25 protein-coding genes and 1 tRNA gene are annotated in these 19,982 nt (G+C 65.7%); 8 read left to right on the top strand and 18 right to left on the bottom strand.

Annotated elements, in window-relative coordinates:
* Positions 1-92: 92 nt before the first annotated feature.
* The 4 genes from ACWCO2_RS03405 to ACWCO2_RS03390 all read right to left on the bottom strand — a co-directional run bounded on the left by ACWCO2_RS03405 (position 93) and on the right by ACWCO2_RS03390 (position 5,392).
* Positions 93-1,730 carry a hypothetical protein gene (locus tag ACWCO2_RS03405; RefSeq protein ID WP_450126094.1) on the bottom strand — a complete coding sequence of 546 codons (1,638 nt, stop codon included), beginning with the start codon at positions 1,728-1,730 and terminating at the stop codon, positions 93-95.
* Between the two features lie 822 nt (positions 1,731-2,552).
* On the bottom strand, positions 2,553-3,041 hold the full coding sequence (locus tag ACWCO2_RS03400) for a hypothetical protein (protein ID WP_450126093.1): 489 nt from the start codon (positions 3,039-3,041) through the stop codon (positions 2,553-2,555).
* 87 nt (positions 3,042-3,128) lie between these two features.
* Positions 3,129-3,440, bottom strand: a complete 312-nt coding sequence (locus tag ACWCO2_RS03395; protein ID WP_450126092.1) for a hypothetical protein — start codon at positions 3,438-3,440, stop codon at positions 3,129-3,131.
* 281 nt (positions 3,441-3,721) lie between these two features.
* Positions 3,722-5,392, bottom strand: coding sequence for a sigma-54-dependent Fis family transcriptional regulator (locus tag ACWCO2_RS03390; protein WP_450126091.1), 1,671 nt, complete (start codon positions 5,390-5,392; stop codon positions 3,722-3,724).
* Positions 5,393-5,742: 350 nt separating this feature from the next.
* Here ACWCO2_RS03390 and ACWCO2_RS03385 point away from each other — a divergent pair, with 350 nt between their 5' ends.
* Positions 5,743-6,210, top strand: coding sequence for a hypothetical protein (locus tag ACWCO2_RS03385; RefSeq protein WP_450126090.1), 468 nt, complete (start codon positions 5,743-5,745; stop codon positions 6,208-6,210).
* Positions 6,211-6,278: 68 nt separating this feature from the next.
* Here the strand turns inward: ACWCO2_RS03385 and ACWCO2_RS03380 are convergent.
* From ACWCO2_RS03380 to ACWCO2_RS03345, 8 genes are all read right to left on the bottom strand, one after another.
* Positions 6,279-6,352 (bottom strand) — tRNA-Leu (locus ACWCO2_RS03380).
* Between the two features lie 91 nt (positions 6,353-6,443).
* The gene (locus tag ACWCO2_RS03375; protein WP_450126089.1) at positions 6,444-7,571 is read right to left on the bottom strand and encodes an ATP-grasp domain-containing protein; all 1,128 of its coding nucleotides are present in this window, start codon (positions 7,569-7,571) and stop codon (positions 6,444-6,446) included.
* Between the two features lie 311 nt (positions 7,572-7,882).
* On the bottom strand, positions 7,883-9,205 hold the full coding sequence (locus ACWCO2_RS03370; RefSeq protein ID WP_450126088.1) for an NAD(P)/FAD-dependent oxidoreductase: 1,323 nt from the start codon (positions 9,203-9,205) through the stop codon (positions 7,883-7,885).
* Positions 9,206-9,498: 293 nt separating this feature from the next.
* Entirely contained in the window at positions 9,499-9,861 is a 363-nt protein-coding gene (locus ACWCO2_RS03365) for a type II toxin-antitoxin system HicB family antitoxin (RefSeq protein ID WP_450126087.1), read from the bottom strand.
* Positions 9,862-9,915: 54 nt separating this feature from the next.
* A complete protein-coding gene (locus ACWCO2_RS03360; protein ID WP_450126086.1) occupies positions 9,916-10,155 on the bottom strand; it encodes a type II toxin-antitoxin system VapC family toxin in 240 nt (79 codons plus the stop codon).
* Between the two features lie 113 nt (positions 10,156-10,268).
* On the bottom strand, positions 10,269-10,859 hold the full coding sequence (locus ACWCO2_RS03355; protein ID WP_450126085.1) for a DinB family protein: 591 nt from the start codon (positions 10,857-10,859) through the stop codon (positions 10,269-10,271).
* Between the two features lie 161 nt (positions 10,860-11,020).
* On the bottom strand, positions 11,021-11,497 hold the full coding sequence (locus ACWCO2_RS03350) for a GNAT family N-acetyltransferase (RefSeq protein ID WP_450126084.1): 477 nt from the start codon (positions 11,495-11,497) through the stop codon (positions 11,021-11,023).
* A 148-nt stretch (positions 11,498-11,645) separates the two neighbouring features.
* Positions 11,646-11,993 (bottom strand): ArsR/SmtB family transcription factor, encoded by a 348-nt coding sequence (locus ACWCO2_RS03345; protein WP_450126083.1) that lies wholly within the window; start codon positions 11,991-11,993, stop codon positions 11,646-11,648.
* A gap of 77 nt (positions 11,994-12,070) precedes the next feature.
* Between ACWCO2_RS03345 and ACWCO2_RS03340 the strand changes: the two genes are divergently transcribed.
* The 4 genes from ACWCO2_RS03340 to ACWCO2_RS03325 are packed head-to-tail and all read left to right on the top strand — an operon-like array spanning position 12,071 to position 13,762.
* The gene (locus ACWCO2_RS03340) at positions 12,071-12,385 is read left to right on the top strand and encodes a hypothetical protein (protein ID WP_450126082.1); all 315 of its coding nucleotides are present in this window, start codon (positions 12,071-12,073) and stop codon (positions 12,383-12,385) included.
* Positions 12,382-12,534, top strand: a complete 153-nt coding sequence (locus ACWCO2_RS03335; protein ID WP_450126081.1) for a hypothetical protein — start codon at positions 12,382-12,384, stop codon at positions 12,532-12,534. Before ACWCO2_RS03340 ends, ACWCO2_RS03335 begins: the two co-directional genes overlap by 4 nt.
* Positions 12,531-12,983, top strand: coding sequence for a hypothetical protein (locus ACWCO2_RS03330; protein ID WP_450126080.1), 453 nt, complete (start codon positions 12,531-12,533; stop codon positions 12,981-12,983). The genes ACWCO2_RS03335 and ACWCO2_RS03330 overlap by 4 nt, the downstream gene beginning before the upstream one ends.
* Before the next feature lie 38 nt (positions 12,984-13,021).
* Positions 13,022-13,762 carry a uridine kinase gene (locus ACWCO2_RS03325; protein ID WP_450126079.1) on the top strand — a complete coding sequence of 247 codons (741 nt, stop codon included), beginning with the start codon at positions 13,022-13,024 and terminating at the stop codon, positions 13,760-13,762.
* Between the two features lie 64 nt (positions 13,763-13,826).
* On the opposite strand, the gene ACWCO2_RS03320 is transcribed toward ACWCO2_RS03325, so the two are convergent.
* Both ACWCO2_RS03320 and ACWCO2_RS03315 read right to left on the bottom strand, forming a co-directional pair.
* Positions 13,827-14,231 (bottom strand): type II toxin-antitoxin system VapC family toxin, encoded by a 405-nt coding sequence (locus ACWCO2_RS03320; RefSeq protein WP_450126078.1) that lies wholly within the window; start codon positions 14,229-14,231, stop codon positions 13,827-13,829.
* Entirely contained in the window at positions 14,228-14,512 is a 285-nt protein-coding gene (locus tag ACWCO2_RS03315; RefSeq protein ID WP_450126077.1) for a FitA-like ribbon-helix-helix domain-containing protein, read from the bottom strand. The genes ACWCO2_RS03320 and ACWCO2_RS03315 overlap by 4 nt, the downstream gene beginning before the upstream one ends.
* Before the next feature lie 163 nt (positions 14,513-14,675).
* Between ACWCO2_RS03315 and ACWCO2_RS03310 the strand changes: the two genes are divergently transcribed.
* Positions 14,676-14,993 carry a hypothetical protein gene (locus ACWCO2_RS03310; RefSeq protein ID WP_450126076.1) on the top strand — a complete coding sequence of 106 codons (318 nt, stop codon included), beginning with the start codon at positions 14,676-14,678 and terminating at the stop codon, positions 14,991-14,993.
* A gap of 56 nt (positions 14,994-15,049) precedes the next feature.
* On the opposite strand, the gene ACWCO2_RS03305 is transcribed toward ACWCO2_RS03310, so the two are convergent.
* Positions 15,050-15,349 (bottom strand): HigA family addiction module antitoxin, encoded by a 300-nt coding sequence (locus ACWCO2_RS03305; protein ID WP_450126075.1) that lies wholly within the window; start codon positions 15,347-15,349, stop codon positions 15,050-15,052.
* A gap of 12 nt (positions 15,350-15,361) precedes the next feature.
* Positions 15,362-15,643, bottom strand: coding sequence for a type II toxin-antitoxin system RelE/ParE family toxin (locus ACWCO2_RS03300; protein ID WP_450126074.1), 282 nt, complete (start codon positions 15,641-15,643; stop codon positions 15,362-15,364).
* Between the two features lie 275 nt (positions 15,644-15,918).
* Between ACWCO2_RS03300 and ACWCO2_RS03295 the strand changes: the two genes are divergently transcribed.
* Entirely contained in the window at positions 15,919-16,728 is an 810-nt protein-coding gene (locus tag ACWCO2_RS03295; RefSeq protein WP_450126073.1) for an ArsR/SmtB family transcription factor, read from the top strand.
* A gap of 69 nt (positions 16,729-16,797) precedes the next feature.
* On the opposite strand, the gene ACWCO2_RS03290 is transcribed toward ACWCO2_RS03295, so the two are convergent.
* Positions 16,798-17,505, bottom strand: a complete 708-nt coding sequence (locus ACWCO2_RS03290; protein WP_450126244.1) for a uracil-DNA glycosylase — start codon at positions 17,503-17,505, stop codon at positions 16,798-16,800.
* A 124-nt stretch (positions 17,506-17,629) separates the two neighbouring features.
* Here ACWCO2_RS03290 and ACWCO2_RS03285 point away from each other — a divergent pair, with 124 nt between their 5' ends.
* The gene (locus ACWCO2_RS03285) at positions 17,630-19,096 is read left to right on the top strand and encodes a S10 family peptidase (RefSeq protein WP_450126072.1); all 1,467 of its coding nucleotides are present in this window, start codon (positions 17,630-17,632) and stop codon (positions 19,094-19,096) included.
* Positions 19,097-19,129: 33 nt separating this feature from the next.
* Here the strand turns inward: ACWCO2_RS03285 and ACWCO2_RS03280 are convergent, their stop codons facing one another.
* Positions 19,130-19,981: a class I SAM-dependent methyltransferase gene (locus ACWCO2_RS03280; RefSeq protein ID WP_450126071.1), complete on the bottom strand. Its 852-nt coding sequence runs from the start codon at positions 19,979-19,981 to the stop codon at positions 19,130-19,132.
* Between the last annotated feature and the right edge of the window lies 1 nt (position 19,982).

The raw sequence follows: 19,982 nt of genomic DNA, 5'->3' as shown, positions 1-19,982 counted from the left end.
CCAGGAACGGCTGCAGAGCGGAGAACTGTCCCTGTGGGCGAACTGCCGCGAGTGCGGCAGTTAGGTCCTGGCGCCCCGCAAAACCCCAGATCTCAGCAGCAGTTGGCCATGTTGAGATGGAAGGCAGTACCGTAGCCGCCAGATCCGCTGCTGCTGCCAGATCCACTGCTGCTGCCAGTGCCGCTACTGCCGGTGTTGTTCTGGCCCTCGCTGCTTCCCCCGCTGTTGCCGCTCTTGTCGCTGCTTCCACCACAGGGTGAGCACTGTCCGCCCTGCTGGCTGTTGCTGTTCGAGTTGTTGCTGCTGTTCGAGTTCTGGTTCTCGTTGCTGTTGGGCGCGTTCGATCCAGAACCATTGTTCCCACTGTTGGAGCTTTGGTTCGAGCTGTTGTCTCCGCTGTTCGAGTTCTGGTTCCCATTGTTGTTGGGCGCGTTCGATCCAGAACCGTTGTTCCCACTGTTGGAGCTTTGGTTCGAGCTGTTGTCTCCGCTGTTCAAGTTCTGGTTCCCATTGTTGTTGGGCGCGTTCGATCCAGAACCGTTGTTCCCACTGTTGGAGCCTTGGTTCGAGCTGTTGTCTCCGCTGTTCGGGTTCTGATTTCCGGCGTTCGAGTTGTTGCCGCTGTTCGGGTTCTGATTCCCGTTGCTGTTGGGCGCGTTCGATCCAGAACCGTTGTCCCCGCCGTTGGAGCCTTGGTTCGAATTGTTGCCGCTGTTCGGATTCTGGTTTCCGGTGCCGCCTCGATCTGGGCCGGGTACAGGAGGGGCTTGCACTGCGGGCGGTGTTGGCGGCGGGATGGTGGGACCGTTCAGGTAATCCCACATGTGGGAGACGAATGTGGCGGTGGCGGCTGCCAGCAGGACCGTGATCAGGACGTCCCAGCCACCGATCAAACTGGCCAGCCAACCCAGGACGGTTGCCACTCCCCTGATGACCGTCCCGATGAACCCCAAAGTCCAGGAAATGACGTTACCGCAGGTAACTTCAAGGGTCGCTACCATGCCTCCGGCTAGCCCTGCATCGGACGCGACACTCTGGCTCGACTCGACGGCGGTCGTCTCCAAGACCCCGACTTCGGGCGTCAAGCCGGCGGCGTCGGTCGCGGCGACGCTCTTGAGATCATCCGCTGCGGCCGGCACGGCGGGTTCTTCGGCGGCGGCCACCTCCGCAGCGTTGGCGCCTGCGTTCGGCCTGTTCGGTGACGGGAGCGTTGGTGGCACTGTCTCGTCACCGATGTCGGCGGGCCTCGAACTGGGGATTCGGAGCGGTCCTTGCGCAACGGGGTTCCCGTAGTGGTTATCCATCCATTTCGGGTCGCTGCGCATCTTGGCCAGGAAATCCGTGTCCCTCGCCGCGCTGCGCTGCAGCCCTTTCCAGTAGTCCTGGTACGACTCAGCGTCGGCGTACGGGTCGGATTTAGTGGTTCCGCTGAGGTACCAGTTGCGCAGCTCGTCGGTTCGAGCGGACCAAGAGGTGTACGATTTGACTTGCAACGCCTTGAGCTGATCCAGGTCTCGCTGCGCATCCGAAATATTTCCCTGCAGCCAGTTCGCTTCGTATTGGTACGTTATCGGACCGTCGGGATCGTAGATATCGGCGGGAAGGTGTTTTCCGGTCGACATTTTCACGAGGAAGGAATTTTGGCAAGCGTTGAAGAATTCCAACCTGTGCTGCGCATCGTTGATCGAATTCTGCAAGACCTGGCTGAGCAGCTCCCCCTCGCTCGGCATCGTCGCACCTCCCATCGCGGAGTTCGGTTGCTCGGCAGGGATGCACGCCGCCTTGAGCAACCATCTGGCGATGGGCGGGCGACGGTCATCCGCCGCCGTTACGAACCCCTCTGCTCAAGCACACTCGGGCTGGCACCGCCCAACAGAGCCGAAAGTCACCTCTAGGCAGATGCGCGGAACCCGAGCGGGTCGAGCAGTGGTTTCGAGGCAGTTCGCCCCTGGTGCGGCTGGCCGAGGGGGCCCAACGTCCGGCGCAGGAGGTGGAACGCCATGCCAGCTGTGGTGGCGACGTTGCTCGTCGTAGCGGCAGGGGCGGTCGTTGGGCTCGTTGTCGGGCTGATCTCCCAGTTGATACGGGCGAAGCGGAAGGACACGGGCAAGAAGCGACGCGCGCGAACTCCGGGACAGCTCGCCGGGATCGGAGCAGTCGTTTCCGGGCTCGTCTGGGCAGTCCTTCAGGCCTTCCCCCAGACCGTCCCATTCAGGTGATGCGGAGCCGCCGAAGATCAACGGTTCGATCTGCGCTGATTGAAGAGCTCCGCCTGTTCGTGATCAGGCGGAGCTTTTCTTGGGGAGCAACCCCGAGACTTCCCGCTAGCCAGCGATGTCGCCGTGCGCTTCCAGCACTGTCGCGAGCGCGGCTGCGATATCCCGGCGACCGTCGGCGTCGAGGCCACCCAGGAGACAGGCCTCGTTGTCCAGGTGCAGCGGATAGTGCGTCGCCGTGGCCGCAGTGGTGAGGCCCGATGATCGCGACCGTGCAGTCGATCTGCTTGCACGCTGAAAGGGACATCACGACCTGCGGATGGCACAGGGCAACCGTCAGGCTGCCGTTGTCGTGCGCTTCTCTGCTGCCCGCGCGCGGCGGCTTTCCCCGGCGGCGGCCAGGCTGGCGCGGCAGGTGCGAAGGATCTGCCGCGTTGCCGCCGTGTCGGGGGAACAGCGGCAGCGCGTGCAGGTTACGGCAACCGAACCCGTCAGTTCGTCGACCGCGATCGAGGCCTCGGCCTCGCAGCGCCGACACCATCGATGTCCGGTCAGGATGATCACGTGCACCGGCGAGCTGATGCACTCGTGCACCCAGCGCCGGTGGAAGCGGCACGTGATGCGTTCGTGAACCGAGAGCTCCTCGTTTTCCTCCGTCGCATCCTCGAGGGTCAGCCTGTCCGCCAGGCGACGATCGCAGAGGTCTGCATAGCGCTGACCGAACCGCAGAACCTCCGCCGCCGCGGGCTGGGAAGCCCTTGGGGAACGTCGGTGTCGCGGGCCCTCGGCTCGGTCCGGCCAGGCGTGGAGCAGCATCGGTTTCATCACCTCCATCCCTGCTCGTCGGTCAAGACTGGATCTTCGACCAAACCGACGATGCAAGCAGGTAGTTTCCTTTGGCGATCTTTGTCGCTACGTCGCGCGATCATGACCGGCAGCCGTCGCCCATTGGCGGAACACCTGGTACCCCTTGGGCGTGATCATGACTCTGTGGCCCGGTCGCACGAACAGGCTGTGCGTGTCGATGTCGATCAAATCCGCAGCCCACAGACTGTGCAGGGTATGACGGACGTCATCGGCCATTCGTCGGGAAAGGCCCGCCACCCAGTCATATCCCAGGGCGGGTTGACTGAGCCCGTTGTGATAACAGATCTCACCTTCTGACACGGCGCTCAGCGCCCTGTATCGGGCTTCGGTGAAGGTTACTCGGGGGATCGTGCTCACCTTGATCACCTTGGTAGTTCGGGTTGATCGCCGTCGCTTTTTCCGGGGTTTCTCCGGGGTCGACACATATGACGCTAGGGCACTAAGCCCCACGTCGTCGTCTCACTTTGCGACGGGCGCCCAGCCGCAGCGGCCGTGCTCAGGCCAAGGCCTCGGGAGCTGAGCCTGGATCCATCGAGGCAGGTCTTCAGTGATCTTGGTTTGCCGACCTCAGCAGGGCCACGCAGCACACAAGAAGGAAACTCGAGCTTCGATGAGGTGCCACTCGCCAACGGCGCGCATCATGCCGAGATGCCGTACAACTTGATCTTCCGGTAGATGGTCGCTCGCGAGATGCCCAGCAGCGAGGCCGCGCGGATCTTGTCGCCGTCCACCTCGTTCAGCGCTCGGACGAGAGCGTCGCGTTCGAGCGCTTCCCAGTTGGTGAGCACACGGCGAGCGACCGCCTGGCAGGACTCCGGTAGATCTCGCGGCGCAATCTCGCCGACACGCCGCCTTTTCAGCGCCGCGCGCAGCGCTTCTTCGAGTTCAGTGACGTTGTTGGGCCACAGCGCTCGCTGCAGAATCCGCATCGCTGCCGCGCCACAGGTGACCTGGTCGCTGCCAGCGAGGCGACGCAGGAGTTCCGGAACAAGCTCAGCAATGTCGTCGGCTCGATGCCGAAGTGGTGGCACCGTGGTAGTGGCCGAGAACATCCGCATCAAATCAGCGTCAACCGCTCCCAGATTGTCCGATGTCGCAACGCACCACGGACCACCGGTCTGCCCCTTCACCGAGCTGGCGATCTCCACGAGCTCTCGCGCCGTTGCCGGGCTCAAGCGGTCGATATGGCGAATCACCAGGGTGTCGCACTCCCCGAGCTCGATGCCCAGGCTCCTCCTCTGATCCCCGTCGGACCGGGTCAGGTCGACCGCATCGACAACGACCAGTCGAGCGGCCGGGAAGCAGCGGCGGTGGGCGGCCTGGGCGACCGCAAGCTTGCCCACACCGGGCTCCCCCGTGATCAACACCCATGACCGTTGCCAACAATGCTCTTCAACTTCCGAGCACACATTGCGAAACACCGGACTGCTGCCCTTGAGACCGAGCTGGGGCAGGACTGGACGCGCTTGTAGCTTGGACTTCCTGCTGGCGGTCTTGCGGCTGATCTCGAGCACCGCCCCAGCACGCTCAGAAGAGAAGAAAACCGGCCGGCAGCGCAGGGTCACGTCGTATCCGCGGTTGAGGGTGGCATGCCCGACAGCGTCGTGACCAGAATTGGTCAGTTCGGCCACCTTCTCGCGAAGCAAGACGTGGTCGCTGGGGTCCAGCATCTGGGCTGCCGCCGCGTTGCTGATGACCACGTCATTGCTCATGGTCACAATTGCCTTGCCTTTGCGATGGTGGGCCGCCAGGAATTCGTTCAGAAGTACACGCTCGCTCGCACCAGCAAGATCCAGCAGCCGTTGCTCGATGTCCCTCGCCGCTTCCTGGACCAGCGCGCTCATCAACGGCGTCGCGTCGGAACGCTGGCAGGTGACATCAATGATGCCCATTAGTTGACCGGTGAGCGGATTGTGGATCGGCGCGCCTGAGCAGGAAAAGTTCCGCAATGACCCAGAGAAATGCTCACTCCCGAATACGTGGAATACTCGACCCGCTTCAATCGCCGTTCCGATCCCGTTGGTGCCGACATGTTGTTCGGCATAGCTGAATCCCGGGGCCAACTGAATTTGGTCCAACTTCCGGTCGAGGACTCGGTCGCCAGTGCGGCGTGCGATTACCCATGCGTTCGCGTCCGTGAGTATCACGCTCATGGAGACACCGGAAAGCTCCTGCTCGAGGCGGTCGAGCACCGGCCGTGCGGCGCACAGGAGCCGACTTTCAACATCGATATCGCAGGTGTACGGCGGCCGAAGATCGTCAATCCCGACACCGTAGGCCTGCGACCTGTGCCAGGATTCAGTGATCACCCGCCGCACCGCACCCTGGGTAACCTCGCCAACCTCGAGGAACCGGTCGTGAGCATCCTCAAGGGAGGGCGTACCGTGGGCATGCCCCCGGAGCATTAGGCCAACCTCCTCGTCACGGCTTATCAAAACTTATTGTATTCAACCATAATGTGACCCGAATCACATAGTGGTTTAAGGGGTCACGCCACTGGTAACGGAACGCTCGGGGATGTGACGCAGGCACAGTTCCGGTGTCCATGATGTTGCTGACGCCCCGTGATTACCGGAGAGACTGGGCAAGGACCGCAACACTCGCCCGGACGCACGGCGCACATATCTGTTCCGGCGCATGTTCTTCTGCGGCTGCTGCTATGGATGACTATCGCCCTCTTTCACCGGGTCGAGATCTAGATCAACAGCCTCGAACAATCCTGGGTCAGGTCTGTGCACCCACGTCCGGGAAAGCTGGAAAATCGGTAAACCCCCTACGGGTACAAGGCCAAGACCCACCGGCACCCCAACCCTATGAAGGCCAACAAGGGGCACACCAAATCCCGCCGACAGAACTCAGTCCGCGGCAAGCCCAGGACGGCGACCCCGACGACCCGTTCACCAAAGCACTGCGCGGCACCTACAACGAGCTGCAAACCCAGAAGACGGCCACGCTGGCCAGCGTCGCCGAACTCGACAACGCCGACAGCTCCGAACCGAGCAAACCCAGCAGCGACGACGTCGCCCTGCTCGACACGCTGCCCTACCTGACGATGAACCTCGCCCACGCCCCCGAGCAGCTCCTACGACGACTGTTCGAGTCACCCAGGTCACCAACGCGGCGGTAAGGATCAACGAAATCATGATCACTGCACAAGAAACGCCTGCTCAAGCAGGCGCGGATTGATGCCATACGTGCCCCCGGTCGGGTTCGAACCGACACTTGGACGATTTTAAGTCGTCTGCCTCTGCCAGTTGGGCTACGGGGGCCTGGTGGTCGGCACAATGGGGCCGCACCACTACGACGTTGCGACGCTCGGTTCGGTTCCCGGTTCTGGTAATTCGCACCTGGTCGGTTGGTTCACCAACGGCCCCACCCGCCGGTCGCCGTGGTCGTCAGCTCCTCGAAGCGGGTTCTGATCCAGTCGTGGACCGCCGCGGACACCGCCGTCGAGTCGGCTCTGTGCTCGAACCAGCGCCAGTCGCAGTTGACGTTGACCTCGAGGAACACCCAGTCGTCGTCGACGCCGAGCAGGTCGAAGCCCGCCACGCTCAGCCCCCAGTTCCGGCACAGCTCCAGCAGGCGCTCGGAGAGCTCGGCGGGGACTTCGACCGGTTCGACCACCACCGATTCGGGGTCGACCCACAGCTGCGCCGGGTCCAGCTTCTGCACCCGGAAACCGATCGTGCGGTCGCCGACCACGAACACGCGCAGCTCGCGGTCCGCGTCGAGGTACTGCTGCACCAGCACCGGGGCCTGTTCGAGGACTTCGCCGGAGCGGCGGATGTCCAGCGGCTGCGGGAACAGTCCGCGCAGCGCGCCGGGTTCGGGCTCTAGGAGGTGATGGCCGGCCGTCTTGACGATGCAGCGTCCGCCGCCGGGACGGCTCCGGCCGGGCATGGTGGTCACCACGGTGCGGGGCACGCGCAGGCCGACCGCCGCCGCGTCCTGCAGCTGGGTCAGCCGGTCGAGGTGCTCGCTCACGTGCACCGAGTTCACCCGCTCCCAGTCGTTCCGGCAGGACAGCCAGTTGGCCACCGCCCGCCACTGCTCGCGGACGTAGGCGCCGTGCACCGTGGTCGGGTCGACCGGCACGGAATCGATGTCGAAGTGCCGCCGCCAGACCAGCACCGGGCGCAGCAGCCAGCGCTGGAACTCGATCAGCGGGGTGTCTGTGTAGATGGTGAGCGGCAGTTCCAGGCAGCGGTCGGCGTCGATGCGCACCATGCGGATGTCGTGCTCGGCCAGCGCCAGGGAGAGCTCGTTCATCTCCATGTCGGCGGCGCGGGCCAGCACCAGCACGCACGGTACGGGGTCACCGGGATCGTCTTCCACCAGGTCCGCGGCGAACATCCGCTCTTGGAAGTCCAGCGGGGTGTCGGGGGCTCGGAAGAAGTAGTCCTGGCCCTGCAGCAGCATCGGCGTGGGGCGCAGAGACGGCTCGGAGACACCTCCGGTGTCGGCGGGCTGCGCCTCGGCCGATGCCATCGTCAGTCGTCCTTCTTCCGGAAGACCTTGGCCGCCTCGCGGTAATCCGCCGCGAAATCGGCGAGCGGGCCCTTCTCGACCGCGCCACTGCGCAACAAGGCAGCCAGTTCCTTCAGCGTCAAGGGATTCATCCCTTCTCCCGCACGGCACACCCTTTCAGGCGAACATCGAGGAACAGTCTTCGATTACTCGCTACGGGCTGTCAAGGGTATCTGATCATCAAGTAGCCCGCACAGAGCAGAACTACGGCGCAAGAAAGCCGCGTGCCGGTGCGACACGCGGCTTCGTCGCCTCTGCCCCGACTGGACCGATCAGCTCTCCGCAGCGTGCTCGAACGCAGCCCGCGGGTTCTGGATCTGGCCCATGGACACGACTTCCCGCTTGAACAGGAAGGCCAGCGTCCAGTCGATGATGATGCGCAGCTTGCGGTTGAACGTGGGCATCCGGCTCACGTGGTACGAGCGGTGCATGAACCACGCCACGAAGCCCTTGGCCTTGAAGCCGTAGACGTCGGCGACACCCTTGTACAGCCCCATGCCCGCGACCGAACCGGCGTAGGCGTGCCGGTATTCCTTGGTCTGCTTGCCGCGCAGCGCCGACAGCACGTTCTTGGAGAGCTGGTTGGCCTGCCGGACCGCGTGCTGAGCCGACGGCGCGCAGGTCGCGCCGGGGTTCTCGTCGGTCTTGGACAGGTCCGGCACCGCGGCGCAGTCACCAGCGGCCCACACGCCCGGCAGGCCCTCGACCTGCAGGTGTGCGCTGGCCTTGACCCGGCCGCGCTCGTCGAGCGGCAGGTCGCTGTTCTTCAGCACCGGGTTGGCCTTGACGCCCGCGTTCCACACCAGGGTGTCGGTGTCGAACTCCGTGCCGTCGGAGAGGACCGCGTGACCGCCCTCGACCGACTTCAGGAAGGTGTTCAGGTAGACCTTGATGCCGCGCTCTTCCAGCGCGTTGACGACGTAGACGCCCATCTTCTCGCTGACCTCGGGCATCACCCGGCCAGCGGCTTCGACGAGCACCCAGGACATGTCGTCGGGCTTGATGTTGTTGTAGTAGCGGGTCGCGAAGCGGGCCATGTCTTCCAGCTCCGCCAGCGCCTCGACGCCCGCGAATCCGCCACCGACGAAGGTGAAGGTCAGCAGCCGCTTGCGCAGCTCCTCGTCGTCGGTGTTCGCGGCGGCGTCCATCTTGCCCAGCACGTGGTTGCGCAGGTAGGTCGCTTCGCCAACGGTCTTGAGCCCGATGCCCTCCTCGGCGAGGCCGGGGATCGGCAGCAGCCGGGAGACCGAACCCAGCGCCACGACGAGCACGTCGTAGGCGATCTGCTCTGAACCGGTCTGCGGGTTGGCGACCGTGACGACCTTCTGGTCGTGGTTGATCTCAGTGACAGCGGCGGTGACAACGTGGCACCGCTTCAACACTCGTCGCAGTGGCGCTACCACGTGGCGGGGCTCAACGTTGCCCGCGGCCGCTTCCGGGAGGAAGGGCTGGTAGGTCATGTGCGGCTGAGGATCGACGACCGTCACGGAGGCTTCCCGGCGCCCCAGCTTCTTCTGCAGCTGAAGTGCCGTGTACATGCCGACGTAACCGCCACCGAGGATGAGAATCCGCGTGGGATCGGATTTACCAGCCATGCTCCACATGGTCGCACCACGTACCGTGTTCGCGCTGCGCCGACCCCCCTTAATGTGACGCCAGTCGCGGGTGGTCTCGATCACGATCAACGCGGCGTGCACGGGCAAACGCGCTGTGTACGCACCCGGGAGGGGTGGTGTGCGGTGGTGTCACGATGACGCCACCGAGGTGTCATGAGGGCTGGTTCTGGCCACCATACCGAATCTTTCTCGGCAATGCCCAAACCCGAGGACTACCTGTCCGTTTTCCCCAAATTCGTTCACGCGACGTTCACTCCGCGCTGCCCGCCGGATCACGAACCTTCCCCCAACAACCAATCCCGCAGTTGCCCGTCATCGCCGAGCCGCACCAACTGGACCAAATCCCAGTTCAGACGATGATTCGGAGCATCGCGGAGATGCTCTTCCCAATCATCTGCGTATTCGCGCGGCGCCGTGACCATCTCGCCGATCGCCTCGTCGACTGTGTCCCCATCAGCCGCCACCGGGAGTCCGGGGATGAACACCGAACAACCGTCGTCCTCGCGAACCACCTGCGCACGCGAAGGCAGTGGCGAAACGAGCGAACCGCGAAACCGCTCGCCCCGTTCCGCCGCCCCCAACAAGTCCATGAAATGTGCACGAGCTTCTGCGGAGCCGTCGAAGTTCAATGTCACCGTTCTCCCGTCAGCGCTCGACCAAGTACTCCTCGGCGGGGATCTGCGGATCCGTTAGACGTGGCGGACTACTACTCGTTCGTGCTTTGGTCGTTCTGGTTCGTCGACGAGTTGGTTGAGATCGTCCGGGTCTCTGGTCAGCAGAACCACCGGGCGCGCGAGATCCAAAGCCGTCGCCGCGACTACCACGTCAATCGCGCAGCGATGACCGGACAAGCCCGTCGCGCCGAGGATTTCTCCAGCCCTGCGGGCGATTTCGGCCGATACCAGAACGACGTCGATGCGCGAGAGCACTCGATGCACCAACGTCCGGCCATGCCGTCCGTGCCTCCGCCAGCAGTTCTTCGCCACCTGCGAAGACGTTGCGGCAGAAAGTTCACCCCAGCGTGTTGGGCGGCACCGCGAGCTCAGGCCTCGGCGGCCTCTGTTGCGACGCGCTCCAGGCGGGCTCGGTAGTCCGCCCACCAGGCCTTGTCCGCGGGCGGCATGTTCTCGTTGCCGTTGACCAAGCCGACCTGGCCGTCGATGAGCTCCCGGACGATGTCGGCGTGTCCGGCGTGGCGGTGGGTCTCGGCGATCACGTGCACCAGGATCCGGTGCAGCGTCACCTCGCTCCGGTCGGCGGGCCACCACGGCACCTTGCCCGGCGCGTCCAGTTCGAGGGCGTCGATCGTGGCGTCCGCGTGCTCGCACGCCTGGCGGTAGAAATCGATGACCCACGCGCGCGACTCGTCGGCGGTCGCCCACATGTCCGCGTTGTGCTCGGCGTCCGGCTCCAGCCAGCGAAGCGGCTGCGGGAACGGCCGGTCGAACACGACGCCGAAGTACCCGGCTTCCATGCTCGCGACGTGCTTGACCAGCCCCAGCAGGTTGGTGCCCGTCGGCGTCAGCGGGCGACGGACGTCGTATTCGGAGAGCCCGTCGAGCTTCCACAGCAGCGCCTCGCGGGCGGCCTTCAAGTAGAGCTTCAGTTCAGCCTTCGGATTCGATCCCGTCATGCCGCGAAACTTCCCACGCCACACCGACATCCACCACCGAATTAAGTGTTCGCGGCCCGCAGCGAGAATCGCCAGGTAGCGCGGGAACCGGAGTCGGTCCGCACCGAACTCGCCCAGATCGGCCGAGAGCTGACCGAGCGCCACGCATCCAACGCCCGGTCCTACCCGGTCAGCGACAGCACGTACTGCTGTTCCGGCTTGCCCGATCGTGGATGCGGTGCGGGGCGCCCGACGGCCCGCCAACCAGCGCTTTCGTAGAGCCGGACCGCGCGGTGGTTGTCGACGTAGACCATCAGCTGCGCGTGGGTGAATCCCCGCGCCGAAAGCTGGGACGGCAGCTCCTTCACGAGCGAGGTGCCCACTCCCGAACCCCACGCGTCCGGGTGAACACCGACGTAACTCACCTCGGCAGTCGACGAGTCCACCGGCTCGACCGCCGCGAACCCGAGCGCCGCGTCCCCCACGACCGCAACGAGCAGCAGCGACCGGGGAGACCTGTCGAGCACCCCTTGGATGATCGGCGTCGCGAACTGCAGCGGTGCGACTTCTTCCTGGTCGCGCGCCGCTGTTGCTTCCGCCCAGATCCGCGCCGCATCGGCCACGTGAGTCCGCGAACCGTCGATCACCCGCACGTCCACAGCACACCTCCTACTGCCGCCGGAGCAGCAGGCAGACGAATCCGAGCACTCCGCGATACCCGCTCAACCAGCCACTTCGTGGCGATCCATCCGGCCAGCATGGCCATCGAGCCCACCGGCCGCACCTGAATTTCGCGGCTGAGGCCGCTCACGACCAGTCGGCGATCACCGCGCGTCCTTGGGGGACGGCGAGGTCGAGCAGTCCGGGGAACCGGTCTTCGAGGTCTTCTCGGCGCAGCCGGTTCAGGCGGCGGGTTCCCTCGTTCCGCTGCTGGATCACGCCGGCTTCCCGGAGAACCTTGAAGTGGCCGCTCTGGGTGGACTTGCTGACCGGCAGTGCGAACGTCGCGCACGCCAGCTCGCCGTCGGGTCCGACCTCGGCGAGCCGGGCGACGATCGCCAAGCGCACCGGGTCGCTGAGCGCGGCCATCACGCCGGTGAAGCGCAGCTCATCGCGTGCGGGATGGACCAGTTCGGTCGCGGTGCGGCTCGCCATGCCTCCATCGTAGCGAACCATGTTCGAGATTTCCGAACATGTGTTATGTTCGGAAATCTCGAACACAGGGAGAGCAGATGTCACCCCACCGCGTCGGTTCACCGCTGGCCAGCTCCGCGGTGGCGCAGCTCCTCGGCTACGGCCGCCCGGCGCGAACGCTGGAACTCATCGGACTTCCGCTGCTGGCAACGGGTTTGGTACTGCTCGCGGCGGCCGGCGAGCTGCGTTCGCTGGCGTTGCTGCTGATCGCGACCGTCATCGCCGGGATGGACAGGGGCTGGCGTTCCTCGGCGGACTCACCGCGGTCAACCAGGCCGCACCCGCCGATCGCCACGCCGACGTGCTGTCGAGCTTCTACGCCCTCATCTACCTCGGCGTCGGACTGCCCGTGATCGGTGTCGGCTTCCTCGCCACCTCGATCGGCCTGCTGCCCGCCGTGCAGGCCTTCGCGGCCCTCATCGCAGTGCTGTGCCTGGTGCTGCTGATCGCCCTCGCCGAAATGAGCCGCCGCCCTCGTCTGAACCACCTGGAGATCTCATGAACCCGAGCGCCCTCGAAGCCGCGTACCGCGAACTGATCCGGACCGCCGAAGCGATCACCGACCCGCTACCCGAAGACGCCCGATCGCAGGTCGACCGGACGATCGCCCACCTCGTACTCAGCGACCGCATCCTCATCGCCGCAGCGCACGACGTCCTCGCCGGAGGCACCGCCGTCGTCGACAACCGCGAAGCCATGGACCCCGCAGCGCTCGACGGGCTGATCGGCAGCACCTCCCACCAGCAGCGAGTCGACCTCGTGCGCCGCAACGCCAAGGACTTCACCGCGCTCATCAACCGAATCCCCGAGCACGCCGCTGTGCGGATGAGCATCGTCGATCGCGACGGAAACCCCGTCCCCGACCAACAATTCACGTGGAATGAGCTGATCCACCTGCGCGCAACGCAGCACCTGCCCGGACATGCCGCCAGACTCGCCGAGCTGGGCTGATCTTCCTCATCTGCGCGTCAGGCAATAGGTTTCACCTCATGCAGCCGCCCCGCGCAGACGTGCACCATTCCGCTTCGTCCTGGCAGCAGCCCTGTCCTCCGGAAGCTTCGCCAGGACGAAGCGCACTGGTCGAAGAGACCGCGAAGCGCATCCTGGCTCTCGGCCAGGGACGTCTGCTGGTGGGGATCGACGGCTTCACCGCCGCGGGGAAGACCAGTTTCGGACATGAGCTGGCTGCGTGGATCAGCGCTGCCGGACGACCGGTGCTCCGCGCAACCCTCGACGACTTCAAGAACCCGTGGCGCGACCGGCATTTGTACGACCGGGAGTCCGGCGAGGGTTACTACCGAAACGCGTACGATTACGCGTCGGTCAAGCGCCTGCTGCTGGCCCCCTGCAGGACAGCGGGAACGGCATCCGCGGCGCTGTGCAGCATCGACCCGCTGACCCAACGCGATCACTCGTCGGAACTGACGCCGATCGACGCGGACGCGGTGCTGATCGTGGACGGCGTGTTCGCCTTCCGACCGGAGATCGACGAGTACTGGGACTTCCGGATCTGGCTGCAGGTGGACGAGGAGCTGTCCGTCCGACGAGGCGGCGAGCGCGACCAGAACTGGGCGGGATCCGAAGCGGAGTCGATCCACCGCAACAGGTACCTGGTCGCCGAACGCATCTACCTCCGAGAAGTCGACCCCCTCCCCAAGATGAACACCATCATCGACAACTCGGACTTCGCCCACCCGCACGTCGTGGCGCCATCTAGCACCGAGGCGTGACCGTCCAGCTCGGTTCGAGCTCGAGGCGGTAGCCCAACCTCGCTGAGCACTCCCACAAGCGCCATCACGCTCCAGGAGCGACTAGCTCCACCCTGCAGTAGCTCGTCGCGGTGCGCGCGAGTCGACCATCTGCCGTCACGAGCGGGATACCGCGAGCCTCCGCCAATGCCACGTATGCGGCGCCATAACCGCTGATAGCAGCGCGAAGCTGCCACATGCGAGGAAGCAGCTCGTCGAGCGAGACGTGCTCGATACCGAGCACTGGAAGACGATCAACCGCTCGGGCCGCCTGATCTTCTTTGATCTTGCTGCCCAGCGTGAGTCCGCGGACAACCGAGAAGACCTCCGCCTTCCAGTGCTCAGGAGCAGCCCACTCGACATCCCTGCCCAGCACAGCTCTTGCGCGGCGCCCTCGCTCGTCCGCGTAGAGCAGCATGTTCGCCAGCACCGAGGCGTCGACCACGATCACGCCGCGCCCCCTGCCCCGGAACGGCCAACCCCACCATCCAGATCGTTCGGCCTCGCTTGCTCCAAGAGCGCTGCAGCATCGGGCGCGTCGTCACCGGCACCACCGCCCTCGGCGAGGTCGCGTTCGATCTCGGAAAGGAGCTGCCGGTTACGGCTGAACGCCGCCTGCCGCCGCAGGACACCCAGCAGAAAGGCCTGCAAGGACTGCCCGCTCTCACGCGCATCCTGCGCGAGAGCATCTTTGACGTCCTCTGGCACATCTCTAATCGTCAGCACAGCCATGAAGTCATTTTGCAGTCATCATGCATTCGAAGTCAAGTCATCGTCACCGGTCAGCCTCAACACCCAACACAACCTCGCCTACTGCGAAATTCAGGCTTGATCTCGAGTTATCTGGAAGTTCTAGCGTGACGGGCAATCGATCACACGAGACGAGGAGCGCCCGATGACCGCGGTCTACCGAGTGGACAAGTTCGACGTTCCCGAGCAGGTTCGTGACGAGTTCTGGACCCATGTCCGCCGGACTCATGCCGTGCTGCGGGAGCAGACCGGCTTCGTCGACGACGTGCTGCTGGAACAGCACTCGGGCCCGGGCCGGTTCAACGTCGTCACGATCGTCAAGTGGTCGTCAGCCGACGACCTCGCGGGAGCGCGGACTGCGGTGCACCAAGTCCACCGAGCAGCCGACTTCGACCCAGCGGAGTTCTTCACCCGCACCGGCATCGAAGCAGACCTGGCCAACTACACCGAAGCCGACCGCTAGCAGGCGGGACCTCGTCTCCAGCACCCTGACGCGCTCCGCGAGGGCGACACCTTCCGTCACGCGGACAGAGGCTGGATTCGGTCCAACGTGCCAGCGAGGGCGTCCTTCTCCCGCTCCAGGTCGTAGCGCGACTGGAGGTTGAGCCAGAACCGCTCGGAAGTACCGAAGAAGCGTGCGAGTCGCAGAGATGTGTTCGCCGAGATCCCTCGCTTGCCGTGCACGATTTCGTTGATCCGGCGCGGTGGAACGCCGATCGCCACCGCCAGGCGGTGCTGGGTGATGCCGAGCGGCTCCAAGTACTCCTCGGCCAGGACTTCCCCGGGGTGGACCGGAGGCATGACGAACTCGTCAGACATCCTCAGCTCCCTTCAGTGATAGTCCACGATCTCGACGTTCTCCGGGCCAGCCGACGTCCACTCGAAGCAGATGCGCCACTGCTGGTTGATGCGAATGCTGTGCTGACCAGCCCGATCTCCACTTAGCTTCTCCAGCCGGTTACCCGGCGGGATGCGCAAGTCCTCCACGGTCTCCGCCGCATCAAGGATGGCGAGCTTGCGCAGAGCCGTCCGCTGAACCCTCTGATCGAGAACCCGCGAACGACGCCGTTGCCATACACGCTCGGTCTCCTTGTCAGCGAAAGATCGCAGCATGAGTTTAACGTAGCACGTTATTAACGGCAACCGTTAAGCGCCAGCGGTGCCGCACCTCACCCCCGCCAGCTGCTTCGCGTACTCCAGGACGACCCGGAGCATCTTCGGGGCGAGTTTCCCGGTGAAGGTGTTCTGTTGGCTGACGTGAACGGATTCACAGAGACCCCGTTGGAAGCAGCGCGCCGCACGCTATCCGCCAGCTTGACATGCACCCTGTTGGCTGCCTATTTTTTAGGCAGCCAACAGGGTGCCTTTCTTTGCGATGCGTGGGAGCTATGGACGAGGTCTTCAGGGCGTTGGCCGACCCGAATCGGCGTCAGCTTCTCGACAGCCTCAACTCCCGCAACGGGCAGCGTCTGCGCGAGCTGTGCGCGGGCCTGGACATGGCCCGGCAGTCAGTCAGCAAGCACCTCGCGGTGCTTGAGGAGGCCAACCTGGTCACCACGATTCGTCGCGGCCGGGAGAAGCTGCACTACCTGAACGCCGCGCCGATCAATGCGATCGCTGATCGCTGGATGCACCGGTACGACCGGCGTCGCGCGGAGGCACTCTCCGACCTCAAGCAAGCATTGGAGTCATCACCGATGAGCGAAACCGCGTTCGCATACACCACTTTCATCAAAACCACACCGGAGCAGCTGTGGCAGGCCCTCACCGATCCAGCGTTCACTCGCCGATACTGGGGGGTCGCCTTCGAAACCGACTGGCGCCCGGGATCGCCCATGGTCTGGGAGGAAAACGGGCACCGCACCGCTGATCCGGACCAGGTCGTGTTGGAGGCCGAGCCGTACCGTCGGCTCTCCTACACGTGGCACACGCCGACCCCGGAATGGGCTGCCGCCGCCGGCATCGACGACGACGTACTCGCCACGCTCGCCGCCGAGACCCGGTCGAAGGTCACGTTCGAGATCGAACCGTTCGGGCAGACGGTCAAGCTCACCGTCATCCACGACGACTTCCCCGATGGCAGCATGATGCGACAGATGGTCAGCGCCGGTTGGCCACACCTGCTCTCCGACCTGAAGACGCTGCTGGAGACCGGCGCCACCCTACCGCCGGTGCCGGACGAGGCATGGCAGAGCTGACCGGGGAAAGGCCCAGCTGTGTCCGCATCCACAGTCGGCACGGCTAGCGACGCCCGACAAAATTTGGGGTCACCGCGCGTCGTCAACCAGTCGCGCCAGCTGCTTCGCTCGTTGCAGGACGCCGCGCAGCATCTCCGGGGTCAGCTTTCCGGTGAAGGTGTTCTGCTGGCTGACGTGGTAGCAGCCGAGGAGGTGGAGGGGGTTTCCTCCGTCTGCCGCTGGAAGTTCGGCGTGGGCTTCGTGGCCGAACTTGGGGCGGGGGCGCGGGATTCGCCACGCCGCGTCGGCCAGGACCGGCAGGAGGGCTTGCCAGCCGAAGGCTCCGAGGACGATCACCACTCGCAGGGTCGGGCGGAGGAGGTCGAGCTCTTGGACCAGCCACGGGCGGCAGGTGTCTCGTTCGGTCGGGGTCGGCTTGTTGGCCGGCGGGGCGCAGTGCACCGGGGCCGTGATCCTGGTGTGGAAGAGCTGCAGGCCGTCGTCCACGTGGTGCGCTTCGGGTTGTGACGCCAGGCCGACGTCGTAGAGCGCCTGGAACAGGACGTCGCCGCTGCGGTCTCCGGTGAAGATGCGGCCGGTGCGGTTGCCGCCGTGGGCTGCCGGGGCCAGGCCGACGATGGCGATCGCGGCGTCCGGCGGGCCGAAGCCGGGGACCGGGCGGCCCCAGTACTCCTCGTCGCGGAACGCCGCGCGCTTGACCTCGGCCACCTCCTCGCGCCAGGACACCAGGCGCGGGCAGGCCGTGCAGCGGGTGATCAGCTGGTCCAGGTCGGACAGCCGAGATGCGGTTGGGGCGGCGGTGGCGGGGTCGCCGACGGGGTCGGTGACCAGCCTGGAGGTCGTGGCGGGCACCTCTCAAAAATCGCAGAAAACCGGTTCAGCGGCACGTAATGTGGTCGGCATGGCAGCCAGCGCGGACAAGACCGACGAGAGCAAGGAAACGACCATCCCGGCGGAGCCGGCCGACGACCTGGTCAGCACGCACCACTCGATCGAGGTGGACGGCGCGGAGCTGTCCTACACCGCCACGACCGGGCGCGTCGTGCTGCGCGAAGAGGTGCACGCCGACGGCAAGTTCGACGGGTTCAAGCCCAAGGCCGAGGTCTTCGTGACCTCCTACGTCGTCGACGCCGAGCCCGGGACCACCCGGCCGGTGACCTTCGCGTTCAACGGCGGCCCGGGGTCCTCGAGCGTGTGGCTGCACCTCGGGCTGCTCGGCCCGCGGCGCGTCGTCTCCGGCGATGCCGGCGACCTCGCCCCGCCGCCCTACGGGCTGGCCGACAACCCGGAAACCCTGCTGGCGCACAGTGATCTGGTGTTCATCGACCCGGTGTCCACCGGGTACTCGCGGGCCGTCGCGGGCGGCACGCCGGACGACTTCCACGGTTACAAGCGCGACATCGAGTCCATCGCCGAGGTGATCCGGCTGTGGACCACCCGCAATGGCCGGTGGATGTCGCCGAAGTACCTGGCCGGCGAGTCCTACGGCACGCTGCGCGCGGCGGCGCTGGCCGAGCACCTGCAGTCCCGGTACGGGCTCTACCCGAACGGCCTGCTGCTGATCTCCTCGGTGCTGGACATGGGCACGATCCGGTTCACCGAGGGCAACGACCTGCCGTACTCGCTCTACCTGCCGACCTACGCGGCGATCGCGCACCACCACGGCAAGCACGGCGACCGGCCGCTGCGCGAGGTGCTCGACGAGGCCGAGGAGTTCGCCGCCAAGGAGTACCAGTGGGCGCTGGCCCGCGGCGCGCGGCTGTCCGACGAGGAGCGGGCCGACGTGGTGCGCCGGGTCGCGGAGCTGTCCGGGCTCTCCGAGGACTACGTGGAGCGCGCGAACCTGCGCATCGAGCACATCCGGTTCTTCACCGAGCTGCTGCGCGACCGGCGGCAGACGGTGGGCCGGATGGACGGCCGGTTCACCGGCTGGGAGCCGGACGCGGCGGGTGAGCACTTCACCGACGACCCGAGCATCTCCGGGATCCTCGGGGCCTACGCGGCGTCGATCAACCACTACCTGCGCGAAGAGCTCGACTACACCAGCGACCTGCCCTACGAGATGATCACCAGCAAGGTGCAGCCCTGGTCCTACAAGGAGTTCGAGGGCGCGAGCGTGTCCGTCGTGGACAAGCTCGGCGCGGCCATTCAGGCCAACCCGCACCTGCGGATCCACGTCGGCTGCGGTTACACCGACGGCGCGACGCCGTACTTCGCGGCCGAGCACGTGCTGGCCCGGCTGCCGATCCCGGCGGAGCTGCGGGAGAACATCGACGTCCGCTACTACCCCGCCGGGCACATGATGTACGTCCACGAGCGCTCGCGGCTGGAGCAGTCCGCGCACCTCGCGGAGTTCGTGAACGGCTGATCTCGGCGTACCGCTGGGCCCGCTCCGGTGGGCTCAGCGGCGGCGGGCCTCGACCAGCCAGGCCGCCGAGTCGTAGAGCACGCCGCGTTCGGTCTGGTGGCCGGCTAGATCCGCGCGCAGGTCGGCGACGGCGCGGGCCCGCTCGCTCGCGTCGAGGTCGGCAAGCAGCCAGGCGTGCTGTTCGGTGATGAAGTCGCACGCGTCGTCCACGTCGCGGCCGAAGTACATCGGTTCGGCGAGGCCGCGCAGCTGCACGTCGGCGAATCCGGCATCCGAGAGCAGTTCGCGGACCACGCCGGGATCGCTCAGCGAGAGCGGGCTCGGGCCGCGCGAGGGCGGCTTCGGCAGCTCGCGTCCGGCAGCCAGCAGCGTGCGGAACGCGACCATCCACTCGATTCGCTCCATCGGCTGCCAGGTCAGCAACGCCAGGCGTCCGTCGGGGCGCAGCGCCCGTGCGATGTTGCGGAACGCCGCGACGGGATCGCCGAAGAACATCGATCCGTGGCGGCTGACCGCGATGTCGAAGTGCTGCGCGGGGAAGTCGTGCACCTGCGCGTCGACCTGCTCGAACGCCACGTTGGTCAGCTCATCGCGCGCGGCCAGCTCACGCGCCAGCTCGATCATGCTCGACGACAGGTCCACGCCCAGCACCGAACCGTCGACCGCCCGCCGGGCCGCATCCCGAGCCGTCTGCCCGCTACCGCAGCCGATGTCGAGCACCTTCGAGGCGCGGTCGATCCGACCGGCGTCCAGGAACGCATCCTGGTAACCCGCGACACCCTCGTTGAACCGATCCGCACGGGAAGCCCAGAAATCGCCCTGGTTGCCGTTCCACGCGCGGAGTTCCGCCACATTGGACTGATCAACTGCCGGGCTGCCGCCCATG

Source organism: Saccharopolyspora sp. NPDC002376 (assembly GCF_053593195.1).
This window is presented reverse-complemented; position numbering and strand designations above follow the sequence as displayed.

Bases quoted from the DNA above. Each gene is read 5' to 3' on its own strand.
- ACWCO2_RS03385 (WP_450126090.1), top strand. From the start codon at position 5,743: ATGGATGACTATCGCCCTCTTTCACCGGGTCGAGATCTAGATCAACAG.
- ACWCO2_RS03340 (WP_450126082.1), top strand. From the start codon at position 12,071: ATGTCACCCCACCGCGTCGGTTCACCGCTGGCCAGCTCCGCGGTGGCG.
- ACWCO2_RS03405 (WP_450126094.1), bottom strand. From the start codon at position 1,730: ATGCCGAGCGAGGGGGAGCTGCTCAGCCAGGTCTTGCAGAATTCGATC.
- ACWCO2_RS03400 (WP_450126093.1), bottom strand. From the start codon at position 3,041: ATGAAACCGATGCTGCTCCACGCCTGGCCGGACCGAGCCGAGGGCCCG.
- ACWCO2_RS03330 (WP_450126080.1), top strand. From the start codon at position 12,531: ATGAACCCGAGCGCCCTCGAAGCCGCGTACCGCGAACTGATCCGGACC.
- ACWCO2_RS03295 (WP_450126073.1), top strand. From the start codon at position 15,919: ATGGACGAGGTCTTCAGGGCGTTGGCCGACCCGAATCGGCGTCAGCTT.
- ACWCO2_RS03285 (WP_450126072.1), top strand. From the start codon at position 17,630: ATGGCAGCCAGCGCGGACAAGACCGACGAGAGCAAGGAAACGACCATC.
- ACWCO2_RS03345 (WP_450126083.1), bottom strand. From the start codon at position 11,993: ATGGCGAGCCGCACCGCGACCGAACTGGTCCATCCCGCACGCGATGAG.
- ACWCO2_RS03355 (WP_450126085.1), bottom strand. From the start codon at position 10,859: ATGACGGGATCGAATCCGAAGGCTGAACTGAAGCTCTACTTGAAGGCC.
- ACWCO2_RS03325 (WP_450126079.1), top strand. From the start codon at position 13,022: ATGCAGCCGCCCCGCGCAGACGTGCACCATTCCGCTTCGTCCTGGCAG.
- ACWCO2_RS03315 (WP_450126077.1), bottom strand. From the start codon at position 14,512: ATGGCTGTGCTGACGATTAGAGATGTGCCAGAGGACGTCAAAGATGCT.
- ACWCO2_RS03370 (WP_450126088.1), bottom strand. From the start codon at position 9,205: ATGGCTGGTAAATCCGATCCCACGCGGATTCTCATCCTCGGTGGCGGT.
- ACWCO2_RS03280 (WP_450126071.1), bottom strand. From the start codon at position 19,981: ATGGGCGGCAGCCCGGCAGTTGATCAGTCCAATGTGGCGGAACTCCGC.
- ACWCO2_RS03300 (WP_450126074.1), bottom strand. From the start codon at position 15,643: ATGCTGCGATCTTTCGCTGACAAGGAGACCGAGCGTGTATGGCAACGG.
- ACWCO2_RS03375 (WP_450126089.1), bottom strand. From the start codon at position 7,571: ATGGCATCGGCCGAGGCGCAGCCCGCCGACACCGGAGGTGTCTCCGAG.
- ACWCO2_RS03310 (WP_450126076.1), top strand. From the start codon at position 14,676: ATGACCGCGGTCTACCGAGTGGACAAGTTCGACGTTCCCGAGCAGGTT.
- ACWCO2_RS03305 (WP_450126075.1), bottom strand. From the start codon at position 15,349: ATGTCTGACGAGTTCGTCATGCCTCCGGTCCACCCCGGGGAAGTCCTG.